The organism is Streptomyces sp. NPDC056738 (assembly GCF_042790435.1).
Classification (GTDB): domain Bacteria; phylum Actinomycetota; class Actinomycetes; order Streptomycetales; family Streptomycetaceae; genus Streptomyces.
Genome location: NZ_JBHTZF010000001.1, coordinates 678,540 through 694,149 on the forward strand (window position 1 = coordinate 678,540; position 15,610 = coordinate 694,149).

Consider the following 15,610-nt stretch of genomic DNA (forward strand, 5'->3'; position numbering starts at 1 on the left):
TCCGCCATCACCCGGCCCCGAACGGGGGTGCCGTCAGGGGTCGTTCAGCGACCGTCGTGACCACGGTGGTCGTCGCGGTCGTGGCCACGGTGGTCGTCGCGACCGTGGCCGCGGTTGTCGTCACGGCCGTGACCGCGGTGGTCGTCACGACCGTGGTTGCGGTCGTGGTGCCGGCCCCAGGAGACGCTGTCGACGAAGCGGCCGCGGTCGGTGCGCAGCGTGGCCTCGTCGGAGCGGTTGTCCCACACCTCGTTGCGGCGGTCCTGGTAGACGTCGCGGCTGGTGTCACGGCCGTAGCCGGTGTGGACCCGGACGGTGGCACGGCCGGCCAGGGTGAAGTGCCGGAACGTGTACCGGTTGCCGTCCTCGTCCGACAGCGTCCAGCCGTTCAGGTTCACCCCGTGGCGACCCGAGTTGGTGATTTCCACCCACTCCGCGTTCAGGGAACGGGCGGAGCGGTCGTCAAAGCCCGGCGCGTCGCTCTGGACCCTGCTGATGTCGACGTGGGTCCGCTCGAAACGCGGCTCGGCGGCCGAAGCGGAAACGGACGCGGAGCCGACCAGGGCGCCGGCCGCGAGAGCGGCGGCGACGAGGCGGCGGACAGTGACAGACGTGGAAACGGACATGAAAGCTCCTCAAGGTTCGAGAGCCGGCACACCCCGTGCGGGCGCCCCTTTCGGGGAACCCGCACGGTGCGACCCTGTGCGAGTCCCGGCCCGGTGGCCGAGGACTCATAACTTGCTGCACATCCGCGCCCTGGACGTGCGACACCCGACCGCTGTTACGAATTACGGACATGTCGGTTACAGATGCTTGTATCAGCCCTTTAACCGCCGAAAGCCGATGAGTGACGGCTCGTCATCGCCAACTCCCGTACTCCTACAGCATTTAGCCCGTAGCCGGACATCCCTCACGTCAACATGGCAAACCGGGCGCTCACCCTAAAGTGAGTAACGTCGTTCCGGTCCGGATCGGCGTGTGTGACGGGTCCGAGAAGCACGGCGGAAGGCCGGGGACTGGATCCGAGCGGCGATTCTCGGGACACGGGACCGGGATCCGGGATCGGCAGGACCGGGATCCGCGGGACCGGGATCCGGGATCCGCGGGACCGGGTGACAGGTGCCGGCGAAACAGGAACACCGTCGAGCCGGTGGGGGAATCATCGCCGCGACGAGCGGGCGTCGGCGGGACCGTCGTCGAGCGCCGGGCCGCGAGAGTTCGTGCGCCTCGGCACGGCCTGCGCGAGGTGGTGGGGCGCTGACGAGGGAGGACGGCGCCGCGAGGGTGCCGTCGGAGCATCGGCGCCGGTGGCGCCGGAAGGGGCGGGTTCGTCCCCGCGCGCGGGCGTGTCGCACGCTGCCGCGGTGTCCGTGCACGGACCGGCCGCCCCTCTTGGGAGGACGGGGGCCCGGGTGGTCCGCCGACCGCACGGCGCCTCGATCGCGGATGTGCGACGAGGCGCCGTGCCGGCGTGACGCGGGATCAGGCGGGGGTGATGTTCTCCGCCTGCGGGCCCTTCTGGCCCTGGGTGATGTCGAACGTCACGGCCTGGCCTTCCTGGAGCTCACGGAAGCCAGTGGCGTTGATGTTGGAGTAGTGGGCGAAGACGTCGGGGCCGCCGCCGTCCTGCGCGATGAAGCCGAAACCCTTTTCGGCGTTGAACCACTTGACAGTTCCGCTGGCCATGCCAGTGCCTCTCACTCGATGACGGGTCCGCACCGCGCGGACCCGGAGGTAGTCGTCCTGGTCCTCGGGCACTGCACAGCAAAACGCCCGCACCACGGCGCGGGCAGGTACTGCGAACCACGACATCTGGCGGCGACGTTACACGGCGAGAGCGCCTCTCACCAGAGAGCGAGGGCCGTCAGGTGGAGCGCCACTGCAGCCACACACACCCCACCATGGCCGGATGTCCGCATTCGGCCGCGGTCGTCGAGGGACGTCGCGACGCGGTCGGCCCATGTCCCGGGGTCACGAACCACCCGTCAGGTCGGCGCCGAAAGGGAGCACCGGCCGGGTCCGTCGCACGCGACGCAGGACATGGCATGAAGGCCCGATCGGCCACGGCGGCATCGGTCGGCGCGGTGCGGGGCGGGCGGCGCGACGCGCGGGGCGGCTGTCGGCCGGTGTGGTGAGTGGGTCGTACAGGCTGGATGCGGGCTCTGTCGCCGGTCGCTGACTGTCCGTACGCTGACAAGTCAGGTAGCTTCAGGCGTGATCGACGGGGGGAACCGTCATGTCCTGGGATCATCAAGGTGCTCGTGACGGCTTTGTCGTGCCGCCGATGCCGACCGCGCCACCGCCCGGTCCGGCGCATCCGTGGCGGGCCGTCGCGGTGGCGCTGCTGAACCTCAGCGGGCTCGGGCTCGGATACGCCGTGTTGCGCCGCTGGGTGCTCATGGCCGTGTGCTGGGTCGCGACCGGGCTCCTGCTGCTGGTGGCCCTGCCCGCGGACCCCGACGGGGTCCCCGGTACGGCGGTCGTGCTCTATCTGGCCTTCCTCGTGCTGGCCGCCGCGCACGGCGCGTCCGTGGGCCTGCGGAGCCGGCTCGCGCTGCTGCCGAGCGCCCTGATCGCGGCCGTGCTCGGCGTCGTCCTGCTGGCCGTGCCCGCCACCGGCGTCGTCCTGTACGACGGGGCGCGTGACGAGGCGACGGAGCAGATGCTCCTCGACCGGCTCGACCGGGCCGACGAGCTGGTCGTCCGCTCCGGGAAGTCGGACTTCGCGAACGGCGAGGCCGGCTATCGCCGTGCCCTGTCCGCGTACAACGCTCTGCGCGAGGACCACCCGGACTCCCGCGCGGCCTCGCGTGTGCCCGGGCGGCTCAAGACGTACTACGCCACCGTCGGCGCCCCGTACACGCGCAAGGACTACTGCGCCGCCGTCCAGCCCCTGAAGTACCTCCGTACGGTGCCGAGCACGATGGACAAGAAGGCGGTGGGAGATCTCGCCGACTGGCCCGACGACCGGCTGGCGACGTCGCTCTACGAGTGCGCGGCCGCGTCGCTGAGCGGCGGGAACGAGGGCTGGACCGCGCAGTTCGGCGAGCTTCTGTCGACCTTCCCCAGGTCCGCGCAGGCCGGGAAGGTCGAACCCGCCGTGAAGAGCGCGGTCGACAAGGCGGTCGGCTCGGTGGGCGGCGACGACCCGTGCGACGCCGTGAAGCAGCTCGACGGCCTCGCCACCCAGGTCCGGGGACTGCCCGGGGACGAGGCCGGTCTGTCCGACGCCCTCGGCAAGGACGCCGACCGCGCCTCGCGGAGCGCGAGCACGGGCGGATACGCCTGCGGCCTGGACCAGTACAAGGACAAGAACTTCGGTGACGCCGTCACCACCATGAACGACTTCGCCAAGAACAACCCGCACCACAAGAACCGGGCCCGCGCCCAGAAGATCGCCATCGCCGCGGAGGTCGCGCAGACCGTGCCGGCGGCCGGCAAGCGTCTGCCGACCACCGCCTCGGGCGGCAGCATCGCCGTCACGGTCAAGAACGACAGCCCCGACGAGATCACCGTCCTGTACACGGGACCCGTGACGGGGAGCTTCAACCTCAAGGCCTGCAAGGGCTGCACCTCGTACTCGCTGGGCAGCACGCTGGGGATCGGCTTCAAACCGTGCAGCGACAGCGGCAAGCACTACCCGCAGCGGACCATCCGGCTGCCCGTCGGCACCACCTACTTCGTGCACAAGTCCCGCAGCGCCACGGGCAAGTCCCCCGCCTCGGACACCGCCAAGCTGTCGCCGGGCTACATCTACACGGAGTGCGCGTACACCACGTCGAGCTTCGGCTACTGACGCGACGGCGGGGCGTCCGGCACCGGACCGGGCGTCCCGCCGTCGGCGCAGGCCACACCCACGGACACCACCTCACAGGGCTCGCGGTGGCGGTGTGTGGGGCGCGTAACCGGTGGTGATCGAGTCGCGTGACAACCGCGTAATGGGATCTTCGTAGCGTCGGTGGAGACAGGTGCCGATCACACGGAGGGCCGCTCGTGACCACGACCACCCAGCAGGTGCGGACGGTCTGCTCGTACTGCGGTGTCGGCTGCGGGATGGTCCTCGACGTCGCGATGGGTCCCGACGGACGGCGTACCGTCCTGAAGGCGTCCGGAGACAAGGCGCACCCCGCCAACTTCGGGCGGCTGTGCACCAAGGGAGCCACGACGGCCGACATGCTCGCCGCCCCCGGACGGCTGGCCTCGGCGCTGGTGCGGACCGAGCGGGGAGCGGAGGCCGGGCCCGCCCCGCTGGACGCCGCGATCGCCGAGACGGCCCGCCGGTTCAGGGCGGTGATCGACGAGCACGGCCCCGACGCCTTCGCCCTCTACGTGTCCGGGCAGATGAGCCTGGAGGCCCAGTACCTGGCGAACAAGCTGGCCAAGGGGTTCGTCGGGACCAACCAGATCGAGTCGAACTCCCGGCTGTGCATGGCCAGCGCGGGCACCGGATACAAGCTGTCGCTGGGTGCGGACGGCCCGCCCGGCTCGTACCAGGACTTCGAGCACGCCGACGTCTTCCTGGTGATCGGCTCCAACATGGCCGACTGCCATCCGATCCTGTTCCTGCGCATGATGGAGCGGGTCAAGTCGGGCGCCAAACTGATCGTCGTCGACCCCCGGCGCACCGCGACCGCCGACAAGGCCCACCTGTTCCTGCCGGTGCGGCCCGGAACGGACCTGGCGCTCCTCAACGGTCTGCTGCACCTGCTGTACGAGAACGGGCACACCGACCCCGCGTTCATCGCCGCGCACACCGAGGGGTGGGAGGCGATGCCGGAGTTCCTGGCCGACTACCCGCCCGCCGCCGTCGCCGCGATCACGGGCGTGCCGGAGGACGACATCCGCGAGGCGGCCCGGCTCATCGGCGAGGCCGGGGAGTGGACGAGCTGCTGGACCATGGGCCTCAACCAGTCCACGCACGGCACCTGGAACACCAACGCGCTGGTGAATCTGCACCTGGCGACCGGCGCGATCTGCCGGCCCGGCAGCGGCCCCTTCTCGCTGACCGGCCAGCCGAACGCCATGGGCGGCCGGGAGATGGGGTACATGGGTCCGGGACTGCCCGGCCAGCGGTCGGTCCTGGTCGCGGAGGACCGATCCTTCGTCGAGGAGCTGTGGGAGCTGGCCCCCGGCACGCTCCGCGAGGACGGGGCGGGCCAGGGCACGGTCGACATGTTCCGGAGGATGGCCGACGGGGAGATCAAGGCCTGCTGGATCATCTGCACCAACCCGGTCGCCTCCGTGGCCAACCGCAGGACCGTGATCGAGGGCCTGGAGCGGGCGGAGTTCGTCGTGGCCCAGGACGTCTTCGCCGAGACGGAGACCAACGCGTACGCGGACGTCGTCCTGCCGGGAGCGCTGTGGACCGAGACCGAGGGCGTCCTCGTGAACAGCGAACGCAATGTGACCCTCGCCCGGCCCGCGGCCGATCCCCCCGGGGAGGCGATGGCGGACTGGCGGATCATCGCCGCCGTCGCCCGCGCGATGGGCTACGAGCGGGGTTTCACGTACGACAGCGCGGAAGAGGTCTTCGAGGAGATCAAGCGCGCCCACAACCCCAAGACCGGGTACGACCTGCGCGGCGTGAGCTACGAGCGGCTGCGGTCCACGTCCGTGCAGTGGCCCGCCGCGCGGGAGGACGGTCCCGACCGCAACCCCATCCGGTACGTGGACGGGCAGGGCGGCGGTCCGGTCTTCCCGACGGCGAGTGGCCGTGCGGTGTTCCACGCCCGCCCGCATCTGCCGCCCGCCGAGATGCCGGACGACGACTACCCGTACGTCCTGAACACCGGCCGGGTGCAGCACCAGTGGCACACCCTCACCAAGACCGGCAGGGTCGCCAAGCTCAACAAGCTCAACCCCGGGCCCTTCGTGGAGCTGCACCCGGAGGACGCGGCCGCGCTCGGTGTCGCCGACGGCGACTCGGTGGAGGTCGCGTCGCGGCGCGGCCGGGCGGTGCTGCCCGCGGTGGTGACCGACCGGGTGCGGCCCGGCTGCTGTTTCGCGCCCTTCCACTGGAACGACCTGTTCGGTGAGTACCTGAGTGTCAACGCCGTCACCAGCGACGCCGTGGACCCGCTGTCCTTCCAGCCGGAGTTCAAGGTGTGCGCGGTGTCGCTGGCCAAGGTGGCGACTGCGGTGTCGGTCGTCGCGCCGCACACCGCCGGGGTCGCGGCGACGGGCACGGCCGCCGGGGCCGGTACGGCGGTGAACGGGGCCGGTGTCGAGGCGCGTCCGGCCGGCGCTACGGCCGCCGCGTCCGCAGGGACTGCCGTGCCGGCCGCCCTGGCCGCCGGTCACGCCGGTCCGGCCGGTCACGCCGATCACTCCGGTGTCTTCGGGCTCGCGCCCGCCCCGCCTCCGGTCCTCGCCGAGCACGAGCGGCAGTACCTGATCGGCTTCCTCGCCGGTCTCGAATCGGGCGCCCCCGGCGTGCCGGTGCTGCCTCCGGGCGCGCCGTTCAGCGCCGAGCACGCGCTGTGGGTGAACGGCGTGCTCGCCGGCATGTACTCGCGGACGGCTCCCGCGACACCGAACCCGGCCCCGACCCTCGCGGCCGCCGGCCCCGTCCGGGAGGTCGTCGTCCTGTGGGCCTCGCAGACCGGCAACGCCGAGGAGTTCGCCACGGCCGCCGCCGACCGGCTCACCACCACGGGGCACAAGGCCACGCTGGTCGGCATGCACGACGCCCACCCGGGCGAACTGCCCGCCGGTGCCGACGTCCTGCTGATCACCAGCACCTTCGGGGACGGCGACGCGCCCGACAACGGCTCGGGGTTCTGGGACGCGCTGGCCGCACCCGACACACCCCGACTGGACGGCCTGCGCTACGCCGTCCTCGCGTTCGGCGACTCCTCCTACGACGACTTCTGCGGGCACGGCCGCCGCCTCGACCAGCGCCTCGACGAACTCGGGGCCGTACGCCTCGCCCCGCGCACGGACTGCGAACCCGACTACGGGCCCTCGGCCACGGCCTGGCTCGACCAGGTCCTCGCCTCCCTGACCGACTCCACCGAGGCGACCTCTCCAGGGACGCCCGGGGCACCGGCTCCCCCGGCACCGCCGTCCACCGCACCGCCGTCTCCCGCACCCCCGTCCGCCGTGCCGACGAAGCGGCCTGACCCCGTCACGGCCCGGCTCACCGGAAATCAGCTCCTCAGTCTGCCGGGCGCGGGCAAGGAGGTCCGGCGCTTCACCTTCGACACCCGCGACAGCGAGAGCCCGCTCCTCTACCGGGCGGGCGACGCCCTCGGCGTACGCCCCGTCAACTCCCCCGGTCTCGTCACGGAATGGCTGGCCACCACCGGGCTCGCGCCGGACGGCACCGTGCGTCTGGAAGACACCGGGGAGCTCCCCTTCTTCGACGCGCTGCACCGGCACCTGGACATCACCCGGATCACTCCCGGGCTGCTGCGCTTCGTCGCCGAACGCACCCACGACCGGGTCCTGAAGAAGCTGCTGCGCCCCGACAACAAGGACGAACTGGCCCGGTGGTCCTGGGGCCGTCAGGCGGTCGACCTCGTCGCCGAGCACCCGGTCCGGGCCGACGCCCAGGAGTGGGCCGACGTGCTGAGGCCGCTCCAGCCCCGGCTGTACTCCATATCCTCCAGCCCGTTGACCGACCCCCACCTCGTCTCGCTCACGGTCTCCGTCGTCCGCTACGAGACCCCGGGCGGGCGGCCGCGCCAGGGCGTCTGCTCGCCCTTCCTCGCCGACGCGCCCCTCGGCACACCGGTGCCGGTCTTCGTGCAGTCCTCTCCGAGGTTCAGGCCGCCGGCCGACCCCGACACCCCCATGGTGATGGTGGGCCCCGGCACCGGGATCGCGCCGTTCATGGGCTTCCTGGACGAGCGGCGCGCGCTCGGCCACCGCGCGCCCAACTGGCTGTTCTTCGGCGAGCAGCACCGGGCCACCGACTTCTACTACGAGGACGAGCTGGACGCGTTCCTCGCCGACGGCACGCTCAGCCGGCTGGACACGGCGTTCTCCCGCGACCAGCGGGCCAAGGTGTACGTCCAGGACCGGATGCGCGAACGCGGTCCCCAACTGTGGTCCTGGCTCCGCGACGGGGCGCACCTGTACGTGTGCGGCGACGCCTCCCGCATGGCCAAGGACGTCGACCAGGCCCTGCGGGACATCGCGGTCGCCCATGGCGGGCTCGGCCAGGACGGCGCCGCCGCGTACGTCAAGCAGCTCACGGCGGAGAAGCGGTACGTGCGCGACGTGTACTGACGCGTGAGCGACGTGACCTCACGACACGGGTAATTTGGGACACCTCAGAGCAGAGGAGGGCCTCCGTGGGCAAGGTGGTCATGTACAGCTCGGTGTCGGTGGACGGCTTCGTCGCGGACGAGGACGACCAGCCCGGGCCGCTGTTCGACTGGCTGTCCAGCGGTGACGTCCCGTTGGACGAGAGCGGCGCGGTGAAGGTGTCGCAGACGTCCTACGACTACACCCGGCCGTACTGGGACCGGATCGGGGTGACCATCGTCGGCCGCCACGTCTTCGACCTGACGGACGGCTGGGAGGGCAAGCCTCCGGGCGGGATCGACCACGTGGTCGTCGTGACGCACCGGCCGGAGCCCGAGGGCTGGGACCCCGAGGCGCCGTTCCACTTCGTCGACGGCGTCGAGGCGGCCATGACCGTGGCGCAGGAGCTCGCGGGTGACCGCATCGTCGAGGTCGCCGCCGGCGACGTCGGTGGCCAGGTGCTCGCCGCGGGGCTGATCGACGAGGTGCGCATGGACGTCGTACCCGTCGTGTTCGGGTCCGGCAAGCGCTACTTCGGGTCGGTCCACGCGCAGCACCTGTTGGAGGATCCTGACGTGGTGATTCGGGGCGACCGGGTGCTTCACCTGCGCTACCGGGTGCGCCGTTGACCGATCCGAGCCGACATGGGGCCCGACACCATCGGACGCCTCAACCGCGCGTCACCGGAGGTGGACGGGCGTCGTGGGCGGCCCGTCGCGTCGTACGGCGGCGAGCAGTTCCGGCAGCCGGGGCGGCCACAGCGGCTCGCCGACGCCCGAGAGCTCGCGCGGCGACCACCATCTGCCCCCGAGAATGCCCTCCGCCGCCTGCCTCGGTACCTGCATCCGTTCACCCTCGCAGAGCGGGAACCGGCTGTCGATCGGGCCGCGCGGGGGCGGGAGCAGGGGGTCCCTCGGGGGCGGGTGACCCCGCGGAGAGGGTGCCCGGTGTGATGGTGTGACGGCCGGTTCCGGCGGGCCGCGGGCCTCCGCCGGACGGCTGAGATCTGGATCACCGACAGCAAGAGGTCAAGGTCACAGCCTGGGCCTCTGCTGTCGCCCTAGTGCTCTGACCTAGCATCCGAGCATGACAGTCCTGCCCAACGACGGGCTCGCGCTGGCCGCCGAGTTCCCTTCCGCGACCCATGACCAGTGGCAGCTCCTGGTAGAAGGTGTGCTGCGCAAATCGGGCAAGGAGGTCTCGGGCGCGGCCGCCGAGAACGCACTGTCCACCTCCCTCGAGGACGGGCTCACCACCAGGCCCCTGTACAGCGCGCGTGACACGGCGGCGGACGCCGGCTTCCCCGGCTTCGCCCCCTTCGTCCGGGGCGGCAGGCCCGAGGGCAACACCGTGGCCGGCTGGGACGTACGGCAGCGGCACACGGCGGCGGACAACTCCCTCGTCCTCGGCGACCTGGAGAACGGCGTCACCTCGCTGTGGCTCACGGTGGGCGAGGGCGGCGTTCCGGTCTCCTCGCTCGAAGCGGTCCTCGACGGCGTCTACCTCGACCTGGCGCCCGTCGTCCTCGACGCGGGACGTGACGTCGAGGCCGCGGCCCAGGAGTTGCTGCGGCTGTACGCGGCGCGCGGCGTCGCACCGGGTGCCGCGCGCGGCAACCTCGGCGCCGACCCGCTCGGGCACGAGGCCCGTACGGGCACGGCGATGGACTTCGCCCCGGTCGTCCCGCTCGCCCTGCGGTGCGCCGACGCGTACCCGGGGCTGCGCGCGCTGACCGTCGACGCGCTCCCGTACCACGAGGCGGGCGGCTCGGCCGCGCAGGAGCTCGGCGCCTCGCTGGCCACCGGTGTCGCCTATCTGCGCGAGCTGACCGAGGCGGGCCTGACCGTCGAACAGGCCTGTGCGCAACTGGAGTTCCGGTACGCGGCGACCGCCGACCAGTTCCTGACGATCGCCAAGCTGCGGGCGGCGCGCAGGCTGTGGGCGCGGGTCGCCGAGGTGTGCGGCGCTCCGGCCGCGGGTGCGCAGGTGCAGCACGCCGTGACCTCACCGGTGATGATGTCGCGCCGCGACCCCTGGGTGAACATGCTGCGCGCGACGGTCGCGACGCTCGCGGCCGGTGTCGGCGGCGCCGACTCCGTCACCGTCCTCCCCTTCGACCACGCCCTCGGCCTGCCGGACGCGTTCGCGCGGCGCATCGCCCGCAACACCTCGACGATCCTCATCGAGGAGTCGCACCTGTCCCGGGTGATCGACCCGGCGGGCGGCTCCTGGTACGTGGAGAAGCTGACCGACGAACTCGCCCACGCGGGCTGGGAGTTCTTCCAGGGCATCGAGGCGGACGGCGGCCAGGCCGCGGTCCTGCGCTCGGGCCGGCTGGGACGCGACCTGGCACAGACCTGGGCGGCCCGCTCGGTGAAGCTCGCCAAGCGGCGCGAACCGATCACCGGCGTCAGCGAGTTCCCGCACCTGGCCGAGCGCCCGGTGGAGCGCGAGCCCGCTCCCGAGGCACCCTCCGGGGGCCTGCCGCGGGTGCGGCGCGACGAGGCGTACGAGGCGCTGCGGGCCCGCTCCGACGCGCATCTGGCCGCCACCGGGGCCCGCCCCCGGATCTACCTCGCCACGATCGGCCCCGCCGCCGCGCACACCGCGCGGAGCACCTTCGTCGCGAACCTGTTCCAGGCCGGCGGCATCGAGCCGGTCACCGACGGCTCGTTCGAGGACAGCGGCGCCACCGAGGCGGTCCTGTGCTCCAGCGACGCGCTGTACGAGGAGCAGGCGGCGAGCACGGCCGAGGCCCTCGCCGCCGCCGGTGCCCGGCACGTCTTCCTGGCCGGCCGCCCCGCGGACCACGCCGGGGTCGACTCCTACGTCTTCGCGGGCTGCGACGCCGTCGCCGTCCTCTCCGCCACCCTCGACCGCATGGGAGTGTCCTCCTGATGGGAATCCCCGACTTCTCCGGGATCGACCTGGGGACCCCCACCACCGACGGCGGCGCCGACGAGTGGAAGGCCGCCGCGGGCAAGGCCACGGGGGCCGGTGACGCGTTCTGGGAGACCCCGGAGGGCATCGCGGTCAAGCCGCTGTACACCGGGCGTGACGTGGAGGGCCTGGACTTCCTGGAGACCTACCCGGGCATGGCGCCGTATCTGCGCGGCCCGTACCCGACGATGTACGTCAACCAGCCCTGGACGATCCGCCAGTACGCGGGCTTCTCCACGGCCGAGGAGTCCAACGCCTTCTACCGCCGCAACCTCGCCGCGGGCCAGAAGGGCCTGTCGATCGCCTTCGACCTGCCCACGCACCGCGGTTACGACAGCGACCACCCCCGGGTGACCGGCGATGTCGGCATGGCGGGCGTGGCCATCGACTCCATCTACGACATGCGGCAGCTCTTCGACGGCATCCCGCTGGACAAGATGACCGTGTCGATGACGATGAACGGCGCCGTGCTGCCCGTGCTCGCGCTGTACATCGTGGCGGCGGAGGAGCAGGGCGTACCGCCCGAGAAGCTGGCCGGAACCATTCAGAACGACATTCTGAAGGAGTTCATGGTCCGCAACACCTACATCTATCCGCCGAAGCCGTCGATGCGGATCATCTCCGACATCTTCGCGTACACCTCGCAGCGGATGCCGCGCTACAACTCCATCTCCATCTCCGGCTATCACATCCAGGAGGCGGGCGCGACGGCCGACCTGGAGCTGGCGTACACCCTCGCGGACGGTGTGGAGTACATCCGGGCGGGCCGCGAGGCGGGCCTGGACGTGGACGCGTTCGCGCCGCGGCTCTCGTTCTTCTGGGCGATCGGCATGAACTTCTTCATGGAGATCGCCAAGATGCGGGCCGCGCGCCTGCTGTGGGCCAAGATGGTCCGGCAGTTCGACCCGAAGAACGCCAAGTCCCTCTCCCTGCGCACCCATTCGCAGACGTCGGGATGGTCGCTGACCGCTCAGGACGTGTTCAACAACGTGACGCGGACGTGCGTGGAGGCCATGGCGGCCACGCAGGGCCACACCCAGTCGCTGCACACCAACGCGCTGGACGAGGCGCTCGCGCTGCCCACCGACTTCTCCGCGCGGATCGCCCGCAACACCCAGCTCATGATCCAGCAGGAGTCCGGAACGACCCGGGTCATCGACCCGTGGGGCGGCAGCGCGTACGTGGAGAAGCTGACGTACGACCTCGCCCGCCGGGCCTGGCAGCACATCGAGGAGGTCGAGGCCGCGGGCGGCATGGCGCAGGCCATCGACGCCGGCATCCCGAAGCTCCGGATCGAGGAGGCGGCGGCCCGCACGCAGGCCCGCATCGACTCCGGCCGCCAGCCGGTCATCGGCGTCAACAAGTACCGCGTGGAGACCGACGAGCAGATCGACGTGCTCAAGGTCGACAACTCCTCCGTGCGCGCGCAGCAGATCGAGAAGCTGCGCCGGCTGCGGGCCGAGCGTGACGGCCGGGCGGTCCAGGAGGCGCTGGAGGACCTGACGCGGGCGGCGGCCGGTGAGGGCAACCTGCTGGAGCTGGCGGTGCGCGCGGCCCGCGCGAAGGCCACCGTCGGCGAGATCTCCGACGCCCTGGAGAAGGTGTACGGGCGGCACGCCGGCCAGATCCGTACGATCTCCGGGGTGTACCGCAACGAGGCAGGGGAGTCCCCGTCCGTGGACCGTACCCGGGTGCTGGTGGACGCGTTCGAGGAGGCCGAGGGCCGGCGCCCGCGCATCCTGGTCGCCAAGATGGGCCAGGACGGTCACGACCGCGGCCAGAAGGTGATCGCGACCGCCTTCGCCGACCTGGGCTTCGACGTCGACGTCGGCCCGCTGTTCCAGACGCCGGGTGAGGTCGCCCGTCAGGCGGTGGAGGCGGACGTGCACATCGTGGGCGTCTCGTCGCTGGCCGCCGGGCACCTCACCCTCGTACCGGCGCTGCGCGAGGAACTGGCGGCGGAGGGCCGGGAGGACATCATGATCGTGGTCGGCGGGGTCATCCCGCCGCAGGACGTGCCGACGCTGCTGGAGATGGGCGCGGCGGCGGTCTTCCCGCCCGGGACGGTGATCCCGGACGCGGCGTACGACCTCGTCCAGCGGCTCTCTGCCGACCTCGGGCACGACCTGTGATCCCACTCGACACCTATGTCAAGGGTGTGCTCGACGGGAAGCGGGCGCTGGTCGCCCGCGCCATCACGCTCGTCGAGTCCACCCGGCCCCAGCACCGCGCGCTGGCGCAGGAGTTGCTGACCGAGCTGCTCCCGTACAGCGGGAAGGCCCGGCGCATCGGCGTCAGCGGGGTGCCGGGCGTGGGCAAGTCGACGTTCATCGACGCGTTCGGCACGATGCTGACCTCGCTCGGCTTCCGGGTCGCGGTCCTCGCCGTCGACCCGTCCTCCACCCGTACGGGCGGCTCGATCCTCGGTGACAAGACCCGTATGGAGCGCCTGGCCGTGGACCCGGCCGCGTTCATCCGCCCCTCCCCCACGGCCGGGACGCTCGGCGGGGTGGCGAAGGCGACCCGCGAGTCGATCGTGGTGATGGAGGCGGCCGGCTACGACGTGGTGCTGGTGGAGACGGTCGGCGTCGGCCAGTCCGAGACCGCGGTCGCGAACATGGTCGACTCCTTCCTCCTGCTGACGCTGGCACGTACCGGGGACCAGTTGCAGGGCATCAAGAAGGGTGTCCTGGAGCTGGCGGACGTGATCGCCGTCAACAAGGCGGACGGCCCGCACCAGCGGGACGCGCAGTCGGCGGCACGTGAACTGGCGGGCGCGCTGCGGCTGATGCACGGCAAGGACGCCGTCTGGACGCCGCCGGTGCTGAGTTGCAGCGCCCGTGAGTCGGCCGGTCTGGACACTGTCTGGGACCGCCTGGAGCAGCACCGGACGCTGCTCGACTCGACCGGCCGCCTCGCCGAGAAGCGCCGTGACCAGCAGGTGGACTGGACCTGGACGATGGTCCGGGACGAACTGCTCGGCCGCCTGCACGCCGATCGGGCCGTACGGGAGGTGGCCCCCGACCTCGAACGCCAGGTCCGGGAGGGCGAGTTGACGGCCACGCTCGCGGCGGAGCGCATTCTCAAGGTGTTCGGCGGCGAAAGCCGCTGAGTCGGACGGCGGTGGCGGGGCAGGTCGGAGCCCGGCCACCGCTCGAAGCCGCGTGCGCGGGCCGACCGCAGCGGTGTCGGTCGGCCGCGCGCACGGTCCACAACCAGCCCTGTCCATGCGGGCGTTGCGGCGGTCCGGCCATGAACACGGCACGCGTGGCCACCGTACACAGGAGCACCGGAAACCTTCCGGTGCTCCCGCTCTTGGGCCCTCCTGTGCTCCCCACGGGTCTTCGAGCCGGGCGGGCGTCGCTACCGAGCGAGGTACAGATGGTGCCGAGAACCAGAGTGGGATCACCGCGGGCGCGGTACGTCAATACGCCTGCCGCGCACGTTCAGGACGCGTTCAGGTCGACCTTGTCAAGGTTCGACCGAGATCGAATCCCCCACACACCGCAGGAGCACCCCTTTGACGACGAAATCGGTGATGAAGAAGCTGCCCGAGGTGACGCTGGCCTTCTGGATCATGAAGATCGCCGCGACGACCCTGGGTGAGACGGCGGGTGATCTGTTCGCCCAGACCCTCAAGCTCGGCTACTTCGTGACCACGATCGTGCTGTTCCTGCTCTTCGTCGTGACGCTGGTCGTCCAGCTCAGGTCCCGCCGGTACAACCCGTTCTTCTACTGGACCGTGATCCTGTCGACCAGCATGGCCGGCACCACGATGTCGGACTTCATGAACCGCGATGCCAGCGCCAAGTACCTCTCGGGCGGCGCCTCCTCGCTCGGCTGGGGCCCACAGGGCCTCGGTCTGGGCTACCCCGAGGGAGCGGCGATCCTCGTCTCGCTCCTCCTGGCGATCTTCCTCGCCTGGAAACTGAGCGGGATGACCTTTCAGATCCGGGACATCGTCACCTTCCGCGGCGAGGCTCTGTTCTGGTCGGCGATCCTCGTCTCCAACACCCTCGGTACGTCGATGGGGGACTTCCTCTCCGACAGCTCCGGCCTCGGCTACCTGGGCGGGGCGCTGCTCGTCACCGGCGTACTGGCGGTGCTCGTCGCGCTGATGAAGGTGCCGACGGTGTCGAACGCCCTGCTGTTCTGGATCGCCTTCGTCCTCACCCGGCCGCTGGGCGCCACCGCGGGCGACTTCCTCACCAAACCGCTCGCCAAGGGAGGTCTCGACCTGGGCACCGCGGGCTCGTCGGCCGTGCTGCTCGCCGTCCTGCTCGGCCTCATGGCCTACGCACAGGTCCGGGAACGCCGAGACGCCGGGCCCGGCCCGGAGGCGGAGGCGCTCCGGCAGGAAGCCGGCCGTCGATGAGACCGGCCTCGGGCATGTCTCCAGGGCCCTGACGCGAGAGAGCCC

10 protein-coding genes are annotated in these 15,610 nt (G+C 71.5%); 7 read left to right on the top strand and 3 right to left on the bottom strand.

The window, feature by feature from the left end; all coding sequences use genetic code 11:
* Positions 1-44 precede the first annotated feature (44 nt).
* Positions 45-626 carry a lamin tail domain-containing protein gene (locus ACFRIC_RS02770; protein ID WP_382778677.1) on the bottom strand — a complete coding sequence of 194 codons (582 nt, stop codon included), beginning with the start codon at positions 624-626 and terminating at the stop codon, positions 45-47.
* Between the two features lie 856 nt (positions 627-1,482).
* The gene (locus tag ACFRIC_RS02775) at positions 1,483-1,686 is read right to left on the bottom strand and encodes a cold-shock protein (RefSeq protein ID WP_037622929.1); all 204 of its coding nucleotides are present in this window, start codon (positions 1,684-1,686) and stop codon (positions 1,483-1,485) included.
* A gap of 598 nt (positions 1,687-2,284) precedes the next feature.
* Here ACFRIC_RS02775 and ACFRIC_RS02780 point away from each other — a divergent pair.
* From ACFRIC_RS02780 to ACFRIC_RS02790, 3 genes are all read left to right on the top strand, one after another.
* Positions 2,285-3,796: a hypothetical protein gene (locus ACFRIC_RS02780; protein WP_382778678.1), complete on the top strand. Its 1,512-nt coding sequence runs from the start codon at positions 2,285-2,287 to the stop codon at positions 3,794-3,796.
* A gap of 257 nt (positions 3,797-4,053) precedes the next feature.
* Complete coding sequence (locus tag ACFRIC_RS02785) at positions 4,054-8,232, top strand: molybdopterin-dependent oxidoreductase (RefSeq protein WP_382778887.1); 4,179 nt, start codon at positions 4,054-4,056, stop codon at positions 8,230-8,232.
* A 65-nt stretch (positions 8,233-8,297) separates the two neighbouring features.
* Positions 8,298-8,879, top strand: coding sequence for a dihydrofolate reductase family protein (locus tag ACFRIC_RS02790; protein WP_382778679.1), 582 nt, complete (start codon positions 8,298-8,300; stop codon positions 8,877-8,879).
* 51 nt (positions 8,880-8,930) lie between these two features.
* On the opposite strand, the gene ACFRIC_RS02795 is transcribed toward ACFRIC_RS02790, so the two are convergent.
* Positions 8,931-9,095 carry a hypothetical protein gene (locus ACFRIC_RS02795; RefSeq protein ID WP_382778680.1) on the bottom strand — a complete coding sequence of 55 codons (165 nt, stop codon included), beginning with the start codon at positions 9,093-9,095 and terminating at the stop codon, positions 8,931-8,933.
* A gap of 241 nt (positions 9,096-9,336) precedes the next feature.
* On the opposite strand from ACFRIC_RS02795, the gene ACFRIC_RS02800 reads away from it, so the two are divergent.
* The 4 genes from ACFRIC_RS02800 to ACFRIC_RS02815 all read left to right on the top strand — a co-directional run bounded on the left by ACFRIC_RS02800 (position 9,337) and on the right by ACFRIC_RS02815 (position 15,565).
* Complete coding sequence (locus tag ACFRIC_RS02800) at positions 9,337-11,148, top strand: methylmalonyl-CoA mutase family protein (RefSeq protein ID WP_382778681.1); 1,812 nt, start codon at positions 9,337-9,339, stop codon at positions 11,146-11,148.
* Positions 11,148-13,322 (top strand): methylmalonyl-CoA mutase, encoded by a 2,175-nt coding sequence (gene scpA / locus ACFRIC_RS02805; RefSeq protein WP_382778682.1) that lies wholly within the window; start codon positions 11,148-11,150, stop codon positions 13,320-13,322. Before ACFRIC_RS02800 ends, scpA begins: the two co-directional genes overlap by 1 nt.
* The gene (gene meaB, locus ACFRIC_RS02810; RefSeq protein ID WP_382778683.1) at positions 13,319-14,302 is read left to right on the top strand and encodes a methylmalonyl Co-A mutase-associated GTPase MeaB; all 984 of its coding nucleotides are present in this window, start codon (positions 13,319-13,321) and stop codon (positions 14,300-14,302) included. The genes scpA and meaB overlap by 4 nt, the downstream gene beginning before the upstream one ends.
* A 408-nt stretch (positions 14,303-14,710) precedes the next feature.
* Positions 14,711-15,565, top strand: a complete 855-nt coding sequence (locus ACFRIC_RS02815) for a hypothetical protein (RefSeq protein ID WP_382778684.1) — start codon at positions 14,711-14,713, stop codon at positions 15,563-15,565.
* Positions 15,566-15,610 lie beyond the last annotated feature (45 nt).

What these genes read in the sequence shown, in the direction of transcription:
- ACFRIC_RS02770 (WP_382778677.1), bottom strand. Translation starts at nt 626, where the DNA reads ATGTCCGTTTCCACGTCTGTCACTGTCCGCCGCCTCGTCGCCGCCGCT.
- scpA (WP_382778682.1), top strand. Translation starts at nt 11,148, where the DNA reads ATGGGAATCCCCGACTTCTCCGGGATCGACCTGGGGACCCCCACCACC.
- ACFRIC_RS02775 (WP_037622929.1), bottom strand. Translation starts at nt 1,686, where the DNA reads ATGGCCAGCGGAACTGTCAAGTGGTTCAACGCCGAAAAGGGTTTCGGC.
- ACFRIC_RS02785 (WP_382778887.1), top strand. Translation starts at nt 4,054, where the DNA reads ATGGTCCTCGACGTCGCGATGGGTCCCGACGGACGGCGTACCGTCCTG.
- ACFRIC_RS02800 (WP_382778681.1), top strand. Translation starts at nt 9,337, where the DNA reads ATGACAGTCCTGCCCAACGACGGGCTCGCGCTGGCCGCCGAGTTCCCT.
- ACFRIC_RS02780 (WP_382778678.1), top strand. Translation starts at nt 2,285, where the DNA reads ATGCCGACCGCGCCACCGCCCGGTCCGGCGCATCCGTGGCGGGCCGTC.
- ACFRIC_RS02795 (WP_382778680.1), bottom strand. Translation starts at nt 9,095, where the DNA reads ATGCAGGTACCGAGGCAGGCGGCGGAGGGCATTCTCGGGGGCAGATGG.